At 51.9% G+C, this 19888-nt stretch carries 18 protein-coding genes and 1 tRNA gene; 16 read left to right on the forward strand and 3 right to left on the reverse strand.

Annotated elements, in window-relative coordinates; genetic code table 11:
- Window positions 1-4: 4 nt before the first annotated feature.
- Both G604_RS0102235 and G604_RS0102240 read right to left on the reverse strand, forming a co-directional pair.
- A complete protein-coding gene (locus G604_RS0102235; protein WP_028909121.1) occupies window positions 5-676 on the reverse strand; it encodes a bifunctional 4-hydroxy-2-oxoglutarate aldolase/2-dehydro-3-deoxy-phosphogluconate aldolase in 672 nt (223 codons plus the stop codon).
- Window positions 677-735: 59 nt separating this feature from the next.
- Entirely contained in the window at window positions 736-1761 is a 1026-nt protein-coding gene (locus G604_RS0102240) for a sugar kinase (protein WP_028909122.1), read from the reverse strand.
- Window positions 1762-2006: 245 nt separating this feature from the next.
- Here G604_RS0102240 and G604_RS13295 point away from each other — a divergent pair, with 245 nt between their 5' ends.
- The 6 genes from G604_RS13295 (at window position 2007) to G604_RS0102285 (ending at window position 8780) form a co-directional block, all read left to right on the forward strand.
- Complete coding sequence (locus G604_RS13295) at window positions 2007-3071, forward strand: LacI family DNA-binding transcriptional regulator (protein WP_036904396.1); 1065 nt, start codon at window positions 2007-2009, stop codon at window positions 3069-3071.
- A 102-nt stretch (window positions 3072-3173) separates the two neighbouring features.
- Window positions 3174-4673: a UxaA family hydrolase gene (locus tag G604_RS0102265; protein ID WP_028909125.1), complete on the forward strand. Its 1500-nt coding sequence runs from the start codon at window positions 3174-3176 to the stop codon at window positions 4671-4673.
- Window positions 4674-4682: 9 nt separating this feature from the next.
- A complete protein-coding gene (locus G604_RS0102270) occupies window positions 4683-5975 on the forward strand; it encodes a Na+/H+ antiporter NhaC family protein (RefSeq protein ID WP_028909126.1) in 1293 nt (430 codons plus the stop codon).
- A gap of 18 nt (window positions 5976-5993) precedes the next feature.
- Window positions 5994-6692 (forward strand): hypothetical protein, encoded by a 699-nt coding sequence (locus G604_RS0102275; RefSeq protein WP_028909127.1) that lies wholly within the window; start codon window positions 5994-5996, stop codon window positions 6690-6692.
- 17 nt (window positions 6693-6709) lie between these two features.
- Entirely contained in the window at window positions 6710-7393 is a 684-nt protein-coding gene (locus G604_RS0102280; RefSeq protein WP_028909128.1) for a glycoside hydrolase family 25 protein, read from the forward strand.
- A 73-nt stretch (window positions 7394-7466) separates the two neighbouring features.
- On the forward strand, window positions 7467-8780 hold the full coding sequence (locus G604_RS0102285; RefSeq protein ID WP_028909129.1) for a zinc ribbon domain-containing protein: 1314 nt from the start codon (window positions 7467-7469) through the stop codon (window positions 8778-8780).
- Window positions 8781-8846: 66 nt separating this feature from the next.
- Here the strand turns inward: G604_RS0102285 and G604_RS0102290 are convergent, their stop codons facing one another.
- Window positions 8847-9584, reverse strand: a complete 738-nt coding sequence (locus G604_RS0102290) for a DnaJ domain-containing protein (RefSeq protein ID WP_028909130.1) — start codon at window positions 9582-9584, stop codon at window positions 8847-8849.
- Window positions 9585-9693: 109 nt separating this feature from the next.
- Between G604_RS0102290 and G604_RS0102295 the strand changes: the two genes are divergently transcribed.
- The 10 genes from G604_RS0102295 (at window position 9694) to G604_RS0102340 (ending at window position 19888) form a co-directional block, all read left to right on the forward strand.
- Window positions 9694-11469: a 5'-nucleotidase C-terminal domain-containing protein gene (locus G604_RS0102295; protein ID WP_028909131.1), complete on the forward strand. Its 1776-nt coding sequence runs from the start codon at window positions 9694-9696 to the stop codon at window positions 11467-11469.
- 114 nt (window positions 11470-11583) lie between these two features.
- Window positions 11584-12360 carry an NAD(+) diphosphatase gene (gene nudC, locus G604_RS0102300; RefSeq protein ID WP_028909132.1) on the forward strand — a complete coding sequence of 259 codons (777 nt, stop codon included), beginning with the start codon at window positions 11584-11586 and terminating at the stop codon, window positions 12358-12360.
- A 14-nt stretch (window positions 12361-12374) separates the two neighbouring features.
- Complete coding sequence (locus G604_RS0102305; RefSeq protein ID WP_028909133.1) at window positions 12375-14996, forward strand: endonuclease MutS2; 2622 nt, start codon at window positions 12375-12377, stop codon at window positions 14994-14996.
- Window positions 14997-15176: 180 nt separating this feature from the next.
- Window positions 15177-15250 (forward strand) — tRNA-Thr (locus tag G604_RS0102310).
- A 286-nt stretch (window positions 15251-15536) separates the two neighbouring features.
- On the forward strand, window positions 15537-16055 hold the full coding sequence (locus G604_RS13305) for a DUF4199 domain-containing protein (protein WP_051220172.1): 519 nt from the start codon (window positions 15537-15539) through the stop codon (window positions 16053-16055).
- Between the two features lie 24 nt (window positions 16056-16079).
- Entirely contained in the window at window positions 16080-17060 is a 981-nt protein-coding gene (locus G604_RS0102320) for a glycosyltransferase family 2 protein (RefSeq protein WP_028909134.1), read from the forward strand.
- Window positions 17061-17064: 4 nt separating this feature from the next.
- On the forward strand, window positions 17065-17550 hold the full coding sequence (locus G604_RS0102325; RefSeq protein ID WP_028909135.1) for a DUF6452 family protein: 486 nt from the start codon (window positions 17065-17067) through the stop codon (window positions 17548-17550).
- Window positions 17501-18190, forward strand: a complete 690-nt coding sequence (locus G604_RS0102330) for a DUF6048 family protein (protein ID WP_051220173.1) — start codon at window positions 17501-17503, stop codon at window positions 18188-18190. Before G604_RS0102325 ends, G604_RS0102330 begins: the two co-directional genes overlap by 50 nt.
- A complete protein-coding gene (locus G604_RS0102335) occupies window positions 18187-19200 on the forward strand; it encodes an FAD:protein FMN transferase (protein ID WP_028909137.1) in 1014 nt (337 codons plus the stop codon). Before G604_RS0102330 ends, G604_RS0102335 begins: the two co-directional genes overlap by 4 nt.
- Before the next feature lie 22 nt (window positions 19201-19222).
- Complete coding sequence (locus tag G604_RS0102340; protein WP_028909138.1) at window positions 19223-19888, forward strand: Crp/Fnr family transcriptional regulator; 666 nt, start codon at window positions 19223-19225, stop codon at window positions 19886-19888.

Consider the following 19888-nt stretch of genomic DNA (forward strand, 5'->3'; position numbering starts at 1 on the left):
TGCGTTATGCGCGTGCTTCCCGGATATATCCAAGAGCTTCCACACATTTATCGGTGATGGCCTGCCAGTTCTTGGCAGCGATGACCTCCTTCGGGAAGAGCTTTGAGCCCATTCCGACACAGAGCACACCAGCCTTGATCCACTCCGTGAGGTTCTCACGGGTAGGAGCGACGGCACCGGTCACCATGATATTGCTCCAACGCAGCGGAGCGAGGACATTCTTCACGAAAGACGGGCCACCGACATTACCGGCGGGGAACACCTTCGTCACATCACAGCCAAGGGCCTGGGCAGCACTGATCTCGCTGACACTGCCGCAGCCGGGGGAGTAAGGCACGAGGCGACGGTTGCAGACGGGCGCAATCTCCGGCACAAAGTTCGGTCCAACGATGAAGTTGGCACCCAACTGGAGATAAAGAGATGCCGTGGGGGCATCTATAACGGTACCTGCACCAAGGATAAGCTCAGGACACTCCTTGGCAGCCCATTTCACGAGCTCTCCAAAGACCTCATGAGCGAAATCACCGCGGTTGGTAAACTCGAAGACGCGTACGCCTCCATCATAACAGGCCTTGATGACATGCTTACAGATGTCAAGGTCACTATTGAAGAATACCGGTACCATCCCGGTCTCCTTCATGGCTGTTAATACTTGTACTTTATTGAATCTTGCCATTATTTTCTGTTTTTTGTTGCCCCCCATTTCCTGGCGGGCGAAGTCTCTATTGTGAGCTATTACCGCTGTACGCGGCCGTTGGCGTTTCCGCCTGCCAGGCTCTCCACCTCAGCAGCACTGACGAGGTTGAAATCACCGGGGATGGTATGCTTGAGAGCTGAAGCAGCAACCGCAAACTCAAGGGCCTCACCCTGTGTCTCCTTCGTCAACAAGCCATGGATCAAGCCACCGGCGAAAGAGTCGCCGCCACCGACACGGTCAATGATCGGGTTGATATCGTAGTGCTTGCTCTGATAGAATTCCTTACCATTATAGATAAGAGCCTTCCATCCATTATGGGTGGCACTGAGGGACTCACGGAGCGTAGAGACAACATACTTGAAGCCGAACTCCTTCATCATTCCCTGGAAAATGCCATAATAACCCTCGGCATCCGTCTTTCCACCTTCTACATCTGCCTCCGGTTTAAAACCAAGACAGAGCTGGGCATCCTCTTCGTTACCAATACATACATCAACATATTTCATCAGTGGGCGCATGATACTGATGGCCTTCTCTGATGTCCACAGTTTCTTGCGGAAGTTAAGATCCACACTCACCGTTACGCCATGGCGCTTGGCAGCCTCGCAAGCCAGACGGGTTAACTCAGCAGCCTTGTCACTGATAGCCGGCGTGATACCACTCCAATGGAACCAACGGGCACCCTCCATGATCTTGTCGAAGTCGAAATCTTCCGGGTCGGCCTCGGCAATAGCACTGTGAGCACGGTCGTAGATCACCTTTGAAGGACGCATGCTTGCACCGGTCTCCGCATAGTAAAGACCCACACGGTCTCCACCGCGGGCGATAAAGTCTGTGTGCACACCATAACGGCGCAGCGCATTGACAGCAATCTGGCCAATCTCATGGGCCGGCAACTTACTGACGAAATAGGCATCGTGACCATAGTTGGCCAAACTCACGGCAACATTTGCCTCTCCACCACCAGGAATAATCCGGAAAGTGTCTGTCTGAATGAAACGGTCATTTGCCTCAGGTGAGAGCCGAAGCATAATCTCACCGAATGTAACAATTTTCGAACTCATTTTTTGAAATGTTTTAAATTAGTGAAGTCTCTTTGTTTGCTATTTACACCGCAAAAATAGGAATATTTTCACAGACAACGAAATATTTTCAAAGAAAAGTGTGTTTTTTATGAAAAAAAAGGCTGTGCTCTCGCACAATTCAAAGTTTTTTCCTATTTTTGCACTCAAATAGGTGTAATGTGTGCGACCACACAGGGCTTTCATCAGCTACTGGTTGTGGAAAGCACAGACAAACAAGAAAAAGAATGACCACAAGAATCAGAATCAAAGACATTGCCGTGCGCGCCGGTGTCTCCGTCGGTACCGTCGACCGCGTGCTACACAATCGTCCGAATGTATCCAAGCCGGCACGGGAGAAAGTGGAACAGGCGCTGAAGGAAATGGACTATCAGCCCAACATGTATGCCAGTGCCCTTGCTTACAACAAGAATTATCGCTTCGTCATGCTCATGCCACGGCACGAAAGCGAAGCCTATTGGGAAGAAATCGAGGACGGCGCACATAAATGTGAGGATACCCGACGGGACTTCCATATTGCCGTAGACATCAAGTATTACCAACGCTTCAACGAAGGATCCTTTGCACAGACGGCACAGACCATTATTGCTGAGAAACCTGACGGCGTCGTCGTTGTTCCCACGCAGCTCGACGTCACACAGACTTTCACCAACCAGCTCCACGACTTGCAGATCCCTTTCATCCTGCTCGACTCCTATATGCCGGACCTCCGCCCATTGGCTTTCTACGGACAGGACTCGTTTGCCTCCGGCTATTTCGCCGCAAAGATGCTCATGCTCATCGCTTCAAAAGAGAAGGAAATTATGATCATGAAACATACCAAAGACGGCAAGGTCGTTAGCAAGCAGCAGGACAACCGAGAAGTGGGGTTCCGCCATTATATGACGGACCATTTTCCACAGGTCAAAATCACAGAACTCCATCTTCCCATCGGTGGCTCACGAAAAGAATATGATGCCATCCTGGAGGAGTTCTTCACGACTCACCCTAATGTCCACCATTGTATCACGATGTGCTCTAAGGCACATCTCGTGGGGACTTTCCTTCTGAAGACCAACCGCCGTGATATTCAAATCATGGGTTACGACATGGTGAACAAGAATGCTGAATGTCTGCGTGAGGGAAGTATATCCTTCCTCATCGCCCAACACGCCTACCAACAAGGCTATTCGTGCATCGACGCACTCTTTAAAGCCATCGTACTGAAGAAGAAGGTGACGCCTGTGAACTACATGCCTATCGAACTTCTCTGCCGCGAGAACGAACAGTTCTACCGCCGTACCCAACTCTGACACCCCTATATATAATAAGGTGTAATCCCTATATCACGAGTCATCTATCGCAAGCTATAAAATCTATAGTGAGCTATCAAACAACTACAAAACTATATCACTATGCAAACAAAAAGTTTTATCAAGATCAATCCGCAGGAGGACAATGTGGTCGTCCTGCTGCGTCCTTTTAAAGAAGGAGAAGAGATCCATGTCGACGGAACAACGATCACCGTCCGCCAGGACACGCCGCAGGGGCATAAGATTCTGCTCCGTGACCTCAAGGCAGGCGACCAAGTCATCAAATATGGCTTCCCCATCGGTCATCTGCGGGAAGACCTGAAAGCCGGACAGTGGGTTAATGAGAACAATCTCAAAACCAATCTCGCCGGCGAGCTTACTTACACCTATCATCCCTACCCCATCTCCCTGGCTATCGCTGACGACCATCGCACTTTCGAGGGTTTTGTCCGTAAGAACGGGGAAGTAGGAACGCGAAATGAGATATGGATCGTGCCCACCGTGGGCTGTGTCAACGGCATCGCCGAACGGCTGGCTGCACGACTGAAAGAAGAGACAGACCTGGAAGGCATCGATGATGTGAAGGCCTGGATTCATAACTATGGCTGCTCACAGCTCAGCGGTGATCATGAGAACACGCGGAAGATTCTTCGCGACGTCTGTCTCCATCCGAATGCCGGTGCCGTCCTCGTTCTCGGCCTCGGCTGCGAGAACAACCAGCCGCATGAGTTCATGAAACTCCTCGGTGACTACGATCAAGACCGTATCAAGCTCCTCGTCTCTCAGGAAGTAGATGGTGACGAGGTGGAAGCCGGCATGAAGATTCTGCGAGATCTCTATGAGAAAGCCCGTCAGGATCGCCGCCAGTCTGTTCCCCTGAGTAAGTTGCGTGTTGGATTGAAGTGCGGAGGCTCCGACGGCCTCAGCGGTATCACCGCCAACCCGCTCGTCGGCAAGTTCTCCGACTATCTCGTAGCCCAGGGAGGCACGACGATTCTCACCGAAGTCCCTGAGATGTTCGGCGCAGAGACGATTCTGATGAACCGCTGCAAGACGCCGGAACTCTTCGACCAGACGGTGCATCTGATCAACGACTTTAAGGAATACTTCCTTTCCCACGGCGAGCCTGTCGGCGAGAACCCCTCACCGGGAAATAAAGCAGGTGGTATCTCCACGCTAGAGGATAAAGCACTCGGCTGTACGCAGAAGAGTGGCAAAGCCTATGTGTCCGGCGTCCTCGCCTATGGCGACCGCCTGCAGGAGAACGGATTGAACCTGTTGTCTGCACCGGGCAATGACCTCGTGGCCTCTACGGCCCTCGCCTCTGCCGGTTGCCAGCTTGTGCTCTTTACTACAGGACGCGGAACGCCCTTCGGCACCTTCGTTCCGACGATGAAGATCTCGACGAACAGCCAGCTCTACGCCCGCAAGCCGAACTGGATCGACTTCAATGCCGGACAGCTCGTCGATGGCAAAGACTGGGATGAACTCTTGAAGGCTTTCACCGACAAGATCATCGCCGTTGCCAGTGGAGAGCGGGCCCGCAATGAAGAAAACGGATACCGCGAGATCGCCATCTTTAAGAATGGCGTGACGCTATAATAATTATATATGAATACAAGAAGAGGATTACTGGCCTTGTCGCCACTGTTTTTACTGATCGTGTTCATCGTCATGTTCACCGTCTATTCGGTGGACAAGACCGATGACCAGCCCAACCTGTCACTGACGGTGGCATTCATGCTCTCGAGTATCTATGCCATCATCATCAGTGGTGGCATCCCCGTACGCCAACGAATAGATATGTTCAGCCGTGGCGCGGGGAGTGCCAACCTCATGCTCATGCTCTGGATCTATGTCCTCGCCGGTGCCTTCGCGGCATCGGCGAAGGGCATGGGAAGCATCGACGCTACCGTAAACGTAGCGTTGAACTATCTGCCGGCGAGCATGATCATGCCGGGTCTCTTCCTCGCTGCCTGCTTCATCTCTACATCCATCGGCACGAGTGTCGGAACCGTCGTCGCCCTTGTCCCCATCGCCGCAGGCATCGCCCATACGACGGGCTCTAACGTAGCGCTGATGACAGCAGTCATCGTCGGCGGCGCCTATTTCGGTGACAACCTCTCGTTCATCTCCGACACGACGGTGGCAGCGACACAGAGTCAGGGCTGTAAGATGAGCGACAAATTCCGCGTCAACTTCCTCATCGTCCTTCCCGCAGCGATTCTCGTATTCATCATCTATGCTTTCATGGGACAAGGCGTGAAAAGTCCGGCCCACGTTCCCGCTGTCGACTTTGTGAAAGTCATACCCTATCTCGTCGTACTCATCACTGCCATTTGCGGTATAAACGTGCTGGCAGTGCTCACGATCGGCATCATTCTCTGTGGCGTGATTGGAATCTGCGAAGGTGACTACGGTCTCATTGGTTGGTTCGCCAATATGGGCGACGGTGTCCTCGGCATGGGCGAACTCGTCATCATTGCCATGATGGCCGGTGGCATGTTGGAAATCATCCGTGCTAATGGCGGCATTGATTTCATCATTGAGAAAATCACGGCACATGTCCGCGGCAAGCGCGGCGCCGAGCTGTCCATTGCCGGACTGGTAAGTCTGGTGAATATCTGTACGGCCAACAATACTGTAGCCATCCTTACTGTCGGCAGTATATCCAAAAAGATCAGTGAAGAATACCATCTCGACAACCGAAAGGTAGCAAGTATCCTTGATACTTTCTCTTGTTGCGTACAAGGTCTTATCCCTTACGGCGTACAGCTGTTGCTCGCTGCCGGACTGTCGAAGAGCAATCCGATGTCCATCATCACCTATTTATATTATCCGGCAGCAATAGGCATCGCCGCCCTCCTGGCCATCTTCCTGCGTTACCCGAAGAAATACAGTTAAACAGAAAGGAGATTAGCTATGAATTTTATTCAGCAGAATGTTTTTAAGAAATTACGGGCAGACTTCTTCCAGACGGGAGAGAACCTGGATCCGATGACCCGATTTAAGCGCAACAAGCTCCTGGAACTTCTGAAGAATGTCAAGGAAGCTCCTGTGGGCGCCGTGGCTTTGACTAATCCCGTACTGAACAACCGTTTCAAGCGTATTCAGGAAGAAGAGCCACATCAGATTGACACGAACATGGACACGGTGACGCTGCTGCGCATCATCGTTACGAATGTCAATGCTATGCTCAATGCCGGTATCAACCTCAAAGGAATCATCCAACTTGGGCAGTATCTACGAACAAAAGGTGACAAAGTCGACTTCGTTAAACTCGACAGTTGGCTTACCACGCTCCACATCCAGCGACTGGCCCAACTTCAAGGCTCTATCCTCATCACCTTCTTCGAGTTTGATGCTGACGAGATACCCTTCGTCCGCCACCTCGAACGAGGAGCCTATAAGCTGACCCTGCGCAGCCTCTACCATACTATTAAAGACTATCAGGAAGAGTGGCATTTCAAACAGAGCCAAACAGGATTCGTACATAACAATTCCAAGATGCTCCGCCGCAATCTGAAACGCTCCATGCGCTATTTCGGCTATGCGCCCATCGAGACAACAAGCAATTTTTTACATAATTTTGCACGGTCTCTTTCCGAAATTGAAGAATAATGTGTAACTTTGCGGTCATGAGACGAATTTTTATATTTCTTCTAATGATTGTTACGCTCACACAGGCACATGCGCAGATAGAGTGTGAGGATACCTGTCGGCATATCCATGGCATCGATCTCAGTCATTATCAAGGAAATGTATTTTGGGAGACGATCGGCAGCAGTAAGATGGCCTATGTCTATCTGAAGGCTACAGAGGGAGGCTCACGCGTGGATAGCAAATACAAACAGAATATAGACCTGGCACATCGGTATGGTTTGAAAGTGGGCAGTTATCATTTCTATCGCCCCAAGATCGACCAGCAGACACAGTTGGAGAATTTCATGGCACAGTGCCGCCCTGGTGACCAGGATCTCATCCCGATGATTGACATAGAAACCCGTAGTGGTCTGGGCAAAGAAGAGTTCTGCGACAGTCTCTTTAAGTTCCTCCATTTGGTGGAGCGTGCCTACCGCCAGAAGCCACTCATCTATACAGGGGCGAACTTCTACGACAACAATCTCTGCGGAAAGATTGACAACTACCGGTTGATGATCGCTCAATATACCAAGCGCATCCCGGTACTCCGTGATCACCGTGACTTCGAGTTATGGCAATATACCGGAAAGGGACATCTGAATGGTATCAGAGGTTATGTTGACAAGAGCCGATTCATGGGACGCCACCGACTCCGTGAGATCCGTTTCCGTCACCGATGAGGAGAGCAGATTCTTACCTCCTCTGAGCAAGAAAATATAGAGAAAGTATCCTACCTTTAAAAATAAAAAGTTTATGGCAATAATAAAATGTCCGGAATGTGGTCATCAGATCAGTGATAAAGCCCCCACGTGTCCTAACTGTGGTGTTGAGATTGCAGGGAAAGTGATCCGGTGTCCGAATTGTGGAGAAGTATATTTCAAAGATGAGGAGATGTGCCCCAACTGCCATTATCCCACTCCTGGCACGTCAAGTGCCACCACACCTACAGAGCTACATCAAGCCCCCGTTCCTCCGTCCAAGTCTGACGCCGTACAGAGCAAGGACCAAGAGGGACAGCCGCATCCACAACAGACGGCGATTCCTCAGCAGCCGCATCAGCAGCAGACCGTTGAGCAGACGCCACGGCCCGTACGCCGCGCCACACCTCCAGTTCCTCCTGTTCCACCACGTTCAGGCAACGGTCATGGAAACGAGGGAGTCGACAAATCAGGAGAAGGTCCTCAGCAACCCAACAAGAAAAGAAACCATACGGCTCTTATCGTTGCCTTTATCATTGCGCTCTGCTGCGTAGGTATCATGTTCTACTATTATCATGACGCCAAAGACAGCAAGGAGGAAGAGGCATACGAGTATGCTATGCAGAGTACTGATCCTCAGGTACTGCAGAGTTACCTCGATACCTACCGCGATGCCCCCGAGGCTCATATCGACTCCATCCAGAGTCACCTGCAAATGCTTAAAGAGAATGACCAGGACTGGAACAACGCGCTGATGAGTGGCAGCCGCTCTGCCCTTCAGGACTATCTGAACAGTCATCCTAATTCTCCTCATGCCGGGGAGGCCCGTGACCGTATCGACTCCCTCGACTGGGTAGAAGCAAAAGGCCTGAATACCGAGCAGTCCTATCAGAAGTATCTCTCCATGCACCCGGAAGGAGCTCATATCGATGAGGCTAATGACGATATCAAGAAGATCCGTTCCAAGCAGTTACAGCCACAGGAGAAGACGATGATCAGCGGTCTCTTCCGCCGTTTCTTCCAAAGCATCAACTCTCGTGACGAGAACCGCCTGACGGATCAGGTGGAGGATGTCATGAGCAACTTCCTCGGCAAGACCGGCGCCACGAAGAGTGATGTCATTACCTTCATGGATAAGATCTACAAAGATGACATGACGAATATGAACTGGCGCTTGAATAATGACTACGTTATCAAGAAGCGCTCCGTCGGTGATGAGGAGTATGAATATAATGTCAGCTTCTCTGCCCGCCAGGATGTTGAATACACTGATCCGACGAAAAACGGCAGCACGAAGTTCAAGATCAATGCCACCGTCAGTCCCGACGGAAAGATCTCCTCAATGTCCATGATCAAGATTATAGAATAGGGCTCTATAGCTCACAACAGAACGAAGAAAGCCCCGCTCTCCCAACAGAGAGCGGGGCTTTTTGTGTTACAAGGCCTCGTTAAGGAGTTCTTTCTGATGGTCCGTAAGACCGGTGGGCAACTTCACCTGATAGGTGATGATCAGATCACCATAGGTACCATCGCCACGATCATAGCCTTTGCCACGCAGACGGACTTTCGTGCCGGGCTGCGTCTCCGGTTTAATCTTCAGCTTCACCTCGTGACCATCATGGAGCCTGATGACGACGGCACCGCCGAGAAGAGCCGTCTTCAAGGGTATCGTCACCTTCGCATCCATCTCTCCCGTTGAGTAACGGGCATCACGGCCATAACTGCCGCCGGAAGAGAAGCCGCTAAACCCACGGCCATTTCCGCCTGTGGTATGGAAATGGACATGACCGCCACCGGCGCCGCCGAAGAGATCCTCGAAGAAGCTGGAGAAGCCACTGCCTCCGCTGCCGAAGTTACTGAAGTCGAAGCCTTCAAACGGATCGCCACTATAGGTGCCTCCTTGTCCGAAGCCACCGGCGCCACCACCAGCCTGCTCGTAGGCTTCCGCCTCCTTCCAGTGCTCGCCATACTTGTCATACTTGGCTCTCTTCTCCGGATCGCCAATGACATCATAGGCCTCGTTAAGAGCCTGGAACTTAGCCTTTGCCTTCGGATCGTTGGGATGCAAGTCCGGATGGAACTGTTTAGCCCGTTTCCGATAAGCGGCCTTCACGTCTTTCTGTGGGATGTCTTTGTTGACTCCCAAAATCTTATAATAATCAATAAATGCCATAATCCATTCCTCCTCTTTTTTATGATTGTTTATTTTTTACAATTTTTTCAGCAAAGAGTATGCCGAACGACATATTTTTTGTACTTTTGCGAGCGTAAAACTTTTCAATATGCAAAAAACCATTCTCACTGCCGCAGTGGCAATTCTTATGAATATTCCCGTCATGGCCCAGCATGAAGAGCCCATCACCTTCCGTGTCATCGAGACCAGTGATATCCACGGAAGTTTCTTCCCTTACGATGAAGTCAACCGCCGTCCGCAGGCCGGTACGATGGCCCGCATCTCCTCCTATATTAAGGATTTGAGAAAGACCTATGGCAAGGACCTCATCCTTCTCGATAATGGCGACATCCTCCAAGGCCAGCCTGTCAACTACTTCACGAACTTCGTTGACACGACGGCAGAGAACATTGCCGCCAGCGTCGTCAACTATATGGGTTATGACGCCGAGACCATCGACAACCACGATATTGAGACCGGCCACAATGTTTACGACAAGTGGGCGAAGGAGCTGCGCTGTCCTCTCCTCGGCGCCAACGTGGTCAACACTGCCACGTCGAAGCCTTACTTCAAGCCTTATGTCATCCTCGAGCGCCAAGGCGTAAAGATCGCCGTTCTCGGTATGATAACACCGGCCATTCCCAACTGGCTGGCCAAGAATCTGTGGTCAGGCATGCGCTTTGACAACATGGTCACAGCCGCCCGTTACTGGATGAAAGAGATCCGGGAGAAAGAAAATCCTGACATCGTCATCGGCCTCTTCCACAGTGGTCGTAGCGCCGACACCGGTGGCATCCATACACCGGAATACGACGAGGACGCCTCTCTGACCGTTGCCCAACAAGTACCGGGCTTTGACCTTGTATTATTTGGTCATGACCATAAGCCCTACAGCGGTACGGTAACTGATAATGACGGTCATACCGTTGTCTGTCTCGACCCGGCTAACAACGGCATTCGTGTCGCTGATGCAGAGATCACCTTCACCCGAATCGGCCAGGCTGACAAAAAGGGCAATCAGAAACAGCATATCTCCGTTCATGGCAAAGTGGTGGATATCACAAAGGAACCTATTGACAGCGATTACTGCCGCCATTTCGAGGGAGCCACAGAAAAGGTGAAGGCCTTTGTCAACCGCCGCATCGGTTATCTGACGAAGCCCCTCTTCACGCGTGACTGCTTCTTCGGTCCCTCTGCTTTCGGCGATCTCATCCAACAGACTCAACTGAAGCTGACAGGTGCAGACCTCTCCTTCAACGCCCCCGTGCTCTTCAATACCGTTATTAATGCGGGAAATCTCCATGTCAGTGACATGTTCAACTTCTACAAGTATGAGAATCAGGTCTATGTCTTGAAGATGACCGGCGAGGAGATCCGCAAACATCTGGAGATGAGTTATGACCAATGGGTGAACACGATGCATTCCAGTAAGGACCATTTGTTGTTGCTCAACGAAGGCAGTAAGGATGACAGCCAACGCCTGGGCTTCAAGAACTTCAGCTTCAACTTTGACTCCGCCTACGGCATTGACTATACCGTGGATGTCACAAAGCCCAATGGCAGTAAGGTAACGATCCTGCGCATGAGCAACGGACAACCCTTCGATCCCAACAAGACCTACCGCGTAGCCATGAACAGCTACCGCGGCAATGGCGGCGGCGAGCTGCTGACGAAGGGTGCCGGTATCCCTAAGGACCAGTTGGAGAACCGCATCGTATGGCGTTCGAAGCGTGACCTCCGTTTCTACCTCATGCAGGAGATCGAGCGCATGGGCACTATTACGCCCAAAGCCGGCAACAACTGGAAGTTCATCCCTGAGAAGTGGGCCAAGAAAGCCGGAGAGCGCGACAAGCAGCTGCTCTTCCCGGTCAAGAGAGTAAAATAGGAAATATGTAGGGATATGATTACTTTTGTTCCGCCCAATGCGGGTGCGTGGCCGCAACATGGCGGCCACCTACAAAGGGATCTATGAATTTATAATAAAGCCGAAGAAATCATAATGAAGACATACTGGTTTATATTCTGTAAGTCAGACCTTGTACTGGAGAAGAAGGCCGACGGCAGTTTTACGATCCCGTTACGTGAGGAGTCGCCCGTCAGCGTAAAGCCATGGACACATGTCATGGAGATCGCGCCGATGGCCGACGGCACTCCCGTGAGGGCGTTCCGCATCGATCAGCCCGTGACCGACGATCCTCACTTAGAGATGTGCGGCCTCCGGCCATCCTATTATAAACTCACCAACACGCTCTATCTGAAAGCCGGAAAATGCCACGAACTCCTTTACTGGGACATGAACACCCAGTTCTGCGGAATCTGTGGCGCGCCGATGAAGATGCATACCATCATCTCCAAGCGCTGTACGAACTGCGGCAAAGAGGTTTGGCCGCAACTGGCCACGGCGATCATCGTCCTCATCCACCGCGGTGACGAGGTACTCCTCGTCCATGCCCGCAACTTCCATACGAATTTCTACGGTCTCGTAGCCGGATTCGTGGAGACGGGAGAGACACTTGAAGAAGCCGTCCACCGTGAGGTGATGGAAGAGACAGGCATGACGATTACGAACCTCCGTTATTTCGGCAGCCAGCCCTGGCCTTATCCCTGCGGACTCATGGTAGGCTACAACGCTGACTGGGTCAGCGGAGAGATTCATCTGCAGAAGAGTGAGCTCAGCCGTGGCTCGTGGTTTACAAAGGATAATCTGCCTACGATTCCTGAGAAACTGAGTATCGCCCGCATGATCCTCGACGACTGGCTCAAGAACAACCCTTGATTTGATTATTCTACATGATTTATCCCAAGAATTTTGAACAGAAAATCGGTTTCTCCGAAGTCAGACGGATGCTGGCAGACCACTGCCTCTCCACCCTCGGAAAAGAAGAAGCCGCCCAAATAACTTTCCTCACCGATGCCTCGGCCATCCGCGAAAGTCTGCAACAGACGCGCGAATTCCGCCGCCTTCTGGAGGAAACGGAAGATTTTCCCTTGAATTTCTTCTATGACATGCGTACGGCCGTCGCCCGTATCCGTATCGAGAACACGCATTTAGAAGAGGAAGAGCTCTTCAACCTCCGTCGCTCCCTCGACACCATCAACCAAATCGTCACTATCCTCAACAAGCCGAAGGAGGATATACCAGAGACTGACGACGAGGACGAAACGACGAATACGGGTGCCGAAGAGAATGCGCAGACGGCTGCCGTCGTTGCCGCCCTCCGCGACAGCAACTATCCCTACCCTGCCCTCCACCGCCTTGCCGACGGTGTGGCAACCTTCCCCAATCTCATCCAGCGTATCGATCAGATTCTCGACCGTTTCGGCCATCTGCGCGATACGGCATCACCGGAACTGCTGCGCCTGCGCCGGGAGCTGCAGCGTGCGGAAGGCTCCATCTCCCGTACACTCTACAGTATCCTCCACAGTGCCCAGAGTGAGGGCCTCGTCGACAAGGATGTCACGCCTGCCGTCCGTGACGGCCGTCTCGTTCTTCCGATCAATCCTGCCGTCAAGCGAAAGATCAAAGGTATTGTCCACGATGAGAGTGCCACGGGCAAGACGATCTTCGTCGAACCCGAGGAAGTTGTGGAGGCCAACAACCATATCCGTGAATTGGAGAGCCAAGAACGACAGGAGGTGATCCGTATCCTCACGGAGATCACGAAGAAGATCCGACCTTACACGAGGGAACTCCTCGACAGTTATCATTTTCTCGCGCAGATCGACCTCGTCCATGCCCGTACGGCCCTGGCTCAACAGATGCGCGCTATCGAGCCCGAAGTCGTCGACCATCCCCACATCGACTGGGGCGCTGCCCGCCATCCTCTCCTCGAGCGTATCGTAGAGCGTATTGTCCCCCTCGACATCACGCTGACGCCGGAGAAACATATCCTCATCATCTCCGGTCCGAACGCCGGTGGTAAGTCCGTCTGTCTGAAGACCGTCGGTCTGTTGCAATATATGTTGCAGTGCGGCTTGAGCATCCCCGTGAGTGAGACCTCGAAGACCGGCATCTTCCATGACATCATGATTGATATCGGTGATGAACAGAGTTTGGAGAATGACCTCTCTACTTATTCTTCCCACCTGTTGAATATGAAGAATATGATGAAACAGGCTTCACCCAAGACCCTGATTCTCATTGATGAGTTCGGTACGGGAACAGAGCCTCAGATCGGTGGTGCCATCGCCGAGAGTGTGCTCGACAAGTTCTGTCAGAAAGGAGCGTGGGGCGTCATCACGACCCACTATCAGAATCTCAAGCATTTCGCCGACAGCCACGCCGGTGTCGTCAATGGTGCCATGCTCTACGACCGCCATGAGATGCGGCCGTTGTTCCAACTGGCCATCGGCCGTCCCGGCAGCTCCTTCGCCATTGAGATCGCGCGTAAGATCGGACTCCCCGAGGATGTCATCCAGGAAGCCTCCGAGATTGTCGGCAGTGATTATATCCAGAGCGACAAATATCTGCAGGATATCGTCCGCGACAAACGTTACTGGGAGAACAAGCGACAGACCATTCATCAACGGGAGAAAGAACTCGAGAAAACGATGGACCGTTATGAGAATGGTCTGCAGGAGGTAGAGGCCGAGCGCAAGGAAATACTCAGAAAGGCCAAGGAAGAGGCGCAGGCCTTGCTTCAGGAGAGTAACCGCCGCATCGAAAATACCATCCGGGAGATCCGTGAGTCACAAGCCGAGAAGGCAGAGACGAAGCGTATCCGTCAAGAGCTGAAGGAGTTCTCCGAGGGTGTCGACGATATCGATACGAAGGCCAAGGATGACGCCATCAGCAAGAAGATCGAACAGATCAAGCAGCGTAAGGAACGCCATGAGCGCCACCAGGCTGAGAAGGCCAAGCGTCAGGAGAAAGCCGCCGCCACACTCCGCCAGGCCGTCAACCACCAGATCCCGCAAGGGCACTTGCAGCCCGGAGACCCTGTGCGCATGAAAGGTACAACCTCCATCGGCACCATGGAGAGTATTGACGGTAAGACAGCCCTCGTGGTCTTCGGCGATATGAAGACGAAGGTGAAGGTCGACCGCCTCGAGCGCGCCTCTGCCGACAAGGAACAACAGGTGACGAAAGGCGATGCCATGGCTGAGCGCATCAGCAGTTATCAGATCAGTCAGGCCACGCGCAAGACCATCGACGATCATAAGACCAATTTCCATCAGGATCTTGACGTCCGTGGCATGCGCGGCGACGAGGCCCTCAACGCCGTACAGTATTTCATCGATGATGCCATCCTCGTCGGCATGCCCCGTGTGCGCATCCTCCACGGCAAGGGCAACGGCATCCTGCGACAGCTCATCCGACAGTATCTCGCCACCGTTCCCAACGTGACCCATTTCGGCGACGAGCATGTCCAGTTTGGTGGCGCCGGCATCACCGTTGTCGATATCGGTTAAAAATAATTGGTAAAATATTTTGCTGTTTCCGAAAAAAGCAGTATCTTTGCAACCGCTTTTCGAAAGAAAACAGCAAACATGGGCAAGTCTCTTACGGCCAGCTCCCTCGGAATCCCCCAGGATGGGAACATAGCAAGGGTACTTGGTTGTAGCGGCGCGATAAGAATCGCTTGCCCACCCGCCTCTTTAGCTCAGTTGGCCAGAGCACGTGATTTGTAATCTCGGGGTCGTTGGTTCGAATCCGACAAGAGGCTCTCAAGAGCAGATATCTCAAACGGATATCTGCTCTTTTTTTTGTATGGAAAAATATCTATGGTATTTACGACTCATAAATAGCATAGATAATTTTTTATCTATGGCATTTACGACCCGTAAACAACGTAGATAATTTTTTATCTACGAAAGATAAAAAAATATCTCACGTAGATAGCTCCGCTAAATGACATCTAAAAATTTAACACTCTCATGACCATTTTCCCAAAGGATAAGTTCCGAAATCCAATTTTTTTGAGTACTTTTGCAAAACAAAAGCAACTCAATATGATTTCATCACAAGATATCATTCAAGTACGGGATTATGCCCGTCAGGACGGCGTTTTTCTCGCCCTGCTATGGACAGCCGGATTCATCGCCACGATGTATGCCAATACGGATGCCGCGTTGGGACTCATCGGTAATCTGGCCACACTGGCCACACCGTTCTTCGTCGCCTATCGACTGAAAGCCTTCCGCAACGACGCCCTCGAGGGACATATCTCTTTCCGCCGGGGACTCTTCTATTGCATGGAGACCTTCTTCCATGGCGCCGTACTGCTCACCGTAGTACAATTCCTGTGGTTCCGTTATGGCAATGTCAGTGGATTCATGACTCAGTGGCAGGCGTCCTATGAGGCCGTCATCGCGGCCTATCAGATGAGTGCCGCCGAAGCCAGTCAGTTGAAAGAAGCTGTCGCGATGATGTCACCGCTGGCGTGGGCCTCCCTCTTCCTGATCATGGAGATCATCGCCGGTCTCGTCCTCAGTCCCATCATCGCCGCCATCATGCAGCGAAAGAAATAACCCGAAAAAATACAGATTAAGAATATGGATATATCCGTTATCGTACCCCTTTATAATGAGGCAGAGTCACTCCCCGAGCTTTACGCTTGGATTGCCCGTGTGATGGCCGCCAATCATTTCACCTATGAGATTATCTTCGTCAACGACGGCTCCACCGACAACTCGTGGGCGGAGATCATGGCGCTCAGCGAACAGCATGAGGAAGTGAAGGGTATCAAGTTCCGCCGTAACTACGGCAAGAGCCCCGCCCTCTATTGTGGTTTCAAGGAGGCCCTCGGCGATGTCGTCATCACCATGGATGCTGACCTTCAGGACTCTCCCGATGAGATTCCCGGACTGTATAAGATGATCACCGAAGAAGGCTATGACCTGGTAAGCGGTTACAAGCAGAAACGCTACGACCCGTTGTCCAAGACCATTCCTACGAAACTCTTCAATGCCACCGCCCGCTGGATCTCCGGCATTCATAACCTTCACGACTTCAACTGTGGTCTGAAGGCTTACCGCCGTGATGTGGTGAAGAATATCGAGGTCTACGGAGAGATGCACCGCTACATCCCCTATCTGGCCAAGAATGCCGGCTTCGACAAGATCGGCGAGAAAGTCGTGCACCATCAGGCCCGCAAATACGGACATTCCAAGTTCGGTATTAATCGTTTCTTCAATGGTTATCTCGACTTGCTGACACTGTGGTTCCTGACGAATTTCGGTAAGAAGCCGATGCATGTCTTCGGCTTCATCGGATCCATGATCTTCTTCATTGGCTTCATCGCCCTCTGCTGTCTCGCCGGCGGAAAGATCATCGACATGAGCAATGGCATCTACGGCCATCTCCTCACTGACAGCGCGTGGTTCTTCATCGCCCTGACCTCCATGATCCTCGGCAGCCAGTTCTTCCTCGCCGGGTTCCTCGGTGACCTCGTCAGCCGACAGAACCCGCATCGTAATGACTATCAGATTGCCGAGACGATCCACCTCTCCGACAATATCCGTAAGAACGGTTAAGCTCATGAGACGTATCATCCCCTTCCTCTTCGGCGCCGCGATACTTGGTGGCCTTGCTAGTTGCGAAAGCATCGACTGTCCGATGAACAATACGGTTTATTCCAAATACAAGTTCGCCGGAAATGTCACAACGCTCGAGGACACCCTGACGATCACGACACACCGCCATAACGGCAGCGATACGACGCTGTGCAACCAGCTTGTCGGTGTCGACAGCCTTCTCATCCCCATGAGCTATAGCGGCAGTCGTGACTCGCTCTTCTTCACCCTCCATACCCGTGACTTTCAAACTTTCCGTGACACGGTGACGGTAGCCAAGGACAACGAGCCCCATTTCGAGTCCATCGACTGTACACCCTCCTTCTTCCATCAGATCCAGGGCGTGAGCTATACGAAGCATGCCATCGACTCCATCACCATTCATACTTCTTATGTGAACTATGACCAGACATCCACACATTTCTACCTCTATATGCGTCCTTCTGAGTAGTATTCTCCTACCCCTCAGCACACAGGCCCAAAGCCGCAAGCCGAAAGTGGAAGAGAAAGATACTACCGCCATGTTCCGCAGTGTAGCTGTCTCTGCCGATCTCTTCGGCATTGGACGACGCGTCTTCTCCGACTACGGACAGTATGAGGTCGCAGCCCGGCTGAATCTCAAGGACCGTTGGTTCCCGATCGTCGAAGTCGGTATCGGGCAGGCCGATGCTGAGGATGATACCAAGCATACGCACTTCAAGACTTCCGCCCCTTACTTCCGTGTCGGTATGGATTTTAATATCCTGCGCAACAAGCATGACCGCTACCGTCTCTATGCCGGCGCCCGTTATGCTTATACGAATTATTCCTACGATATATGGAACAACAGTGTCACCGATCCCGTTTACGGCGGTGCTGCAGAATACCGTGCCGATAATCAGAAAGGCTACTATCACTGGGCCGAAGGCGTCTTCGGTGTCGATGTCACCATTTGTCAGCCCCTCCACCTCGGCTGGAGCGTGCGTTATCAGAAACGGCTGGCCTATAAGGACGGTGAAGTCGGCAACAGCTGGTATGTTCCCGGCTTTGGTCGTCAGGGCAACGGACATCTCAACGGAACATTCAACATCATTATTGAATTGAATCTATGAAAAAGAAAAAACTCCTCTGGCAGATTCCCTTCCTTCTCTTTCTGATCATCGGTACTGTCGTTATTATCCGCGAACAACAGACGACGCCCTACCAGCATAATGAGGGATTCATCTTCGGTACGGAATATCATGTCACTTATCAGTATGATAAAGACTTACAGAAAGATATAGAAGCCCAGTTGAAAGAGGTGGACAACACCTTCTCCATGTTCAACGACCAGTCGCTCGTCTCTCTGTTCAACAAGAATGGACAGGTGAAAGGCAATGGGATGTTTGATGAAGTCTTCCAACTGGCAAAGACCGTAAACACGGAGACCGACGGTGCCTTCGACATCACCGTGGCACCGCTCGTCAATGCCTGGGGCTTCGGTTTCAAGCACGAGCAGATGCCGACGGCTGCACAGGTGAAGGAATTGAAGAGTCATATCGGCATGGAGAAAGTAGCACTGCAGGGTTCTCTCTACCGCCGGACTGATCCGAAGACGATGCTCGACTTCAGTGCTATCGCCAAAGGCTTCGGCTCTGATGTCGTGGCCCGTTTTCTCGAGAGTAAGGGCATCAACAACTTCATGATTGAGATTGGCGGCGAGATTGTCACACGGGGCATCAATGCCGAGCGCGTGCCCTGGCGCATCGGCGTCACGAAACCCACCGATGACAGTCTGAATACCAATCAGGAGATTCAGACCATTCTGAATGTCACGGATATGGCTATGGCAACGAGTGGCAACTACCGTAACTTCTATTATAAAGGTGGAAAGAAATATGCCCACACCATTGATCCGCACACGGGCTATCCCGTTCAGCATAACATTCTCTCTTCTACAGTATTGGCGAAGAACTGCGCAACAGCGGATGCCTACGCGACGTCTTTCATGGTACTAGGTCTGAATGGCGCACAGAAAGTGCTCGCCAAACATCCTGAGCTCATGGTTTATTTTATCTATGATGACCATGGAAAGAATAAGGTTTGGTTCTCTCCGAATATGAAAGAGAAGATCATGAGATAATCCTTTTAGCCGAAGAGTCAGTATGATGATGTATGACCAGCTCATCAACTTACCCCTGTTCATGGGACTGGGTGTGAGCGAGATGACGGAGATTGTGACGCAGGCACATTTCGACTTCCGAAAATACAAGGAAGGCGAGATGATTGTCAGCCATGGCGATGCTTGCAACCGACTGATCTTCGTCTTTCGTGGTCTCGTCGGCGTTGACGGTTGGGCCGACGACTACGGCTATGAAGTCAGTGAGACGCTTCGTGTGCCCGTCATGCTTGAGCCTGAAGCCCTCTTCGGTCTCCGCCAGCGCTTCACCCATGACTACCGGGCAGCAGAACCGTGCAGTACGGTTGCCATCAGCAAGGATGAGGTACGCATTCTTTCCGACCGTTACGACATTATTCGGTTGAATCTTCTCAACGCCGTTGCCACGAAAGCACAACGCCGTGCCGCCCTACTCTGGCGTGCCACGCCACAGGATCTCGAGCACCGCATCATCCGCTGGTTTACGGATCGCTGTCTTCATCCTGCCGGTAAGAAAGTCTTCCATATCAAGATGACGCGCCTCGCTGCCGAGCTCAACGACAGTCGCCTCGATATCTCCAAAGCGCTCAACCGGCTGCAAGATTTAGGTTATCTGAGATTAACAAGGGGAATCATTACAATAGAAGAAATTGAGGCCTCACCCCTGGGGTGA

Source organism: Prevotella sp. AGR2160, assembly GCF_000424185.1.
Lineage (GTDB): Bacteria > Bacteroidota > Bacteroidia > Bacteroidales > Bacteroidaceae > Prevotella.

What these genes read in the sequence shown, in the direction of transcription:
- G604_RS0102305 (WP_028909133.1), top strand. Translation starts at nt 12,375, where the DNA reads ATGATTTATCCCAAGAATTTTGAACAGAAAATCGGTTTCTCCGAAGTC.
- G604_RS0102240 (WP_028909122.1), bottom strand. Translation starts at nt 1,761, where the DNA reads ATGAGTTCGAAAATTGTTACATTCGGTGAGATTATGCTTCGGCTCTCA.
- G604_RS0102320 (WP_028909134.1), top strand. Translation starts at nt 16,080, where the DNA reads ATGGATATATCCGTTATCGTACCCCTTTATAATGAGGCAGAGTCACTC.
- nudC (WP_028909132.1), top strand. Translation starts at nt 11,584, where the DNA reads ATGAAGACATACTGGTTTATATTCTGTAAGTCAGACCTTGTACTGGAG.
- G604_RS0102335 (WP_028909137.1), top strand. Translation starts at nt 18,187, where the DNA reads ATGAAAAAGAAAAAACTCCTCTGGCAGATTCCCTTCCTTCTCTTTCTG.
- G604_RS0102265 (WP_028909125.1), top strand. Translation starts at nt 3,174, where the DNA reads ATGCAAACAAAAAGTTTTATCAAGATCAATCCGCAGGAGGACAATGTG.
- G604_RS0102330 (WP_051220173.1), top strand. Translation starts at nt 17,501, where the DNA reads ATGACCAGACATCCACACATTTCTACCTCTATATGCGTCCTTCTGAGT.
- G604_RS0102295 (WP_028909131.1), top strand. Translation starts at nt 9,694, where the DNA reads ATGCAAAAAACCATTCTCACTGCCGCAGTGGCAATTCTTATGAATATT.
- G604_RS0102275 (WP_028909127.1), top strand. Translation starts at nt 5,994, where the DNA reads ATGAATTTTATTCAGCAGAATGTTTTTAAGAAATTACGGGCAGACTTC.
- G604_RS0102235 (WP_028909121.1), bottom strand. Translation starts at nt 676, where the DNA reads ATGGCAAGATTCAATAAAGTACAAGTATTAACAGCCATGAAGGAGACC.
- G604_RS13305 (WP_051220172.1), top strand. Translation starts at nt 15,537, where the DNA reads ATGATTTCATCACAAGATATCATTCAAGTACGGGATTATGCCCGTCAG.
- G604_RS0102270 (WP_028909126.1), top strand. Translation starts at nt 4,683, where the DNA reads ATGAATACAAGAAGAGGATTACTGGCCTTGTCGCCACTGTTTTTACTG.
- G604_RS0102290 (WP_028909130.1), bottom strand. Translation starts at nt 9,584, where the DNA reads ATGGCATTTATTGATTATTATAAGATTTTGGGAGTCAACAAAGACATC.
- G604_RS0102285 (WP_028909129.1), top strand. Translation starts at nt 7,467, where the DNA reads ATGGCAATAATAAAATGTCCGGAATGTGGTCATCAGATCAGTGATAAA.
- G604_RS13295 (WP_036904396.1), top strand. Translation starts at nt 2,007, where the DNA reads ATGACCACAAGAATCAGAATCAAAGACATTGCCGTGCGCGCCGGTGTC.
- G604_RS0102280 (WP_028909128.1), top strand. Translation starts at nt 6,710, where the DNA reads ATGAGACGAATTTTTATATTTCTTCTAATGATTGTTACGCTCACACAG.
- G604_RS0102340 (WP_028909138.1), top strand. Translation starts at nt 19,223, where the DNA reads ATGATGATGTATGACCAGCTCATCAACTTACCCCTGTTCATGGGACTG.
- G604_RS0102325 (WP_028909135.1), top strand. Translation starts at nt 17,065, where the DNA reads ATGAGACGTATCATCCCCTTCCTCTTCGGCGCCGCGATACTTGGTGGC.